This window comes from bacterium, from assembly GCA_024228115.1.
Lineage (GTDB): Bacteria > Myxococcota_A > UBA9160 > UBA9160 > UBA6930.
Map to the genome: position 1 here is coordinate 1 of JAAETT010000193.1, position 1660 is coordinate 1660.

The 1660-nt window shown below is 57.9% G+C and carries 1 protein-coding gene; it reads left to right on the top strand.

Going from position 1 to position 1660, the window contains the following annotated elements:
• Positions 1-160: 160 nt before the first annotated feature.
• Complete coding sequence (locus tag GY937_09520; protein ID MCP5056947.1) at positions 161-1531, top strand: PEP-CTERM sorting domain-containing protein; 1371 nt, start codon at positions 161-163, stop codon at positions 1529-1531.
• The last annotated feature ends 129 nt before the right edge of the window (positions 1532-1660 follow it).

The window sequence follows — 1660 nt, forward strand, 5'->3', positions numbered from 1 at the left end:
AGGGTGGCGCGACATCGAGAAGCTCGTCCGAGCTCTCACCGTGTCCGAAACCAGCGAAGAGGCGACTGCAAAGCGCGTCGCCTAGGATTCAAACCGGAGCCGCCGCTCAGAGAAGATCAACAGCGGACGGGACATCCCCCCAAGCACCGGAACCGTGGGTTTGGGTGATGACATCGTTGTCCAACTTTGGGTTTCTAGCCTTGTCGATGGGGGGCCAGTGTCGCTTGGCGACTTTGATCTCGGTATAGACTTTGATCACTCGGTTCTGTCGTTTTCCAGTTACACATTGGGAGGCTCTCTTGGAGATTTGAGTGGCGGCCAAGCGCTCGACTTCAGTCTTGGGGTCGTTGCTCCGGGGTCAGTGCGGATAGCCGAAGTCAGCCTGCTCGAGGCCGACGTCTTGTCGTGCGTTTTCTGTACGGGGCCCTATCTCGACGTGATCCAGCCGAGTTCGTTTCTGCTTGCTCAGTTGGTGTTCCACCAGAATGGGATCGTACCAGGCGACCAGACGTCGATTCTCGTTGGACAGGTCTTCGCGTTTGGAGATGGTTTCGGTCAGGCGCTCGTTGTTGACAGCATCGGTGGCGCCACGATAACAGCGGTTCCGGAACCTGGGACATTTCTCTTGGTTGCATTGGGGCTGGTTGGACTTTCTTCCTGCCGTACTCGCGGGCGACATCAAATGATCCGCGCCGTCCTCTCATGGGGGATGGCACTCTTGGCTCTTCAGGCGGCGCCTGCAGGTGCGCAGCAGTGGTGCATCGGAGCGGACGAAGGCTGCGTGAATCCCACACCCTTTCTGTCACAGGCAGATTGGCGCTGGGCCACTGAGTTGATTGGAACCCAGGAAACAACGTTCGCTGAGTGTGGCTGCGCGTACACCGCGGTAGCAATGGCCATGCAGGCTGAAGTCCTCCGAAGACCGGGCGGAGGTACAAACGGCACATCTGAGTTCGGTCATCCGGCGAATCCTCTCGGGATACACGATTTCGGCGAGAGGTTCGGTGTCGCCAGTGGGTATGTTGGGGTTTGCGGAGCCAATCCCGAATCGCTGTTCTCAACGATCTCCCTGTGGAGGAGATTCTTTGGGAATCGAACTGCCTTTACTCCTTATATGCTCGTAGATAGGACGAGGATGGTGGACGCGGTTCAGCGGGGCTTGCCAGTGGTTCTGAATGTGGTCTCCGGGTCCACGCGCCACATGATCGTCGCGACCGGTTGGAATGACGTCGAAGGAGAGTTCACGATCCTCGACCCGTGGCTAACCGAATCTCAGATGAGCCGGTTCATTGTCGCAGATTATGGTCAGCTCCCGATCGGGGATCCGAATAGGGGGCTGGGCCTGTTCTTCACTGGGCCAATCGTAGAGTCCAGTCTGACTTTCAAGGACTGGAGCGAGAAAGAGAGTGGGCTGAGTGGATGGGCTATCGACGTGGGTTTCGTCTTGGAATCTGTGCCCCTCGATGCTCCTCTTGGGATCGTCGACCAGCTCCTCTTTCTCGGGCAGTCGCCGGTCGAACTCCTAGCCTGAACTATGCACGAAAGTTGGCTGAGAAGCTGGCTTTCCAATGTTTCAGCGTGCCGCGCGGCGATTGACGCTGACGGATCTCGTTTTGGGTGGTCGATGCCCATTCCGTGGCGCGAATGCGGAGTGTGCTTC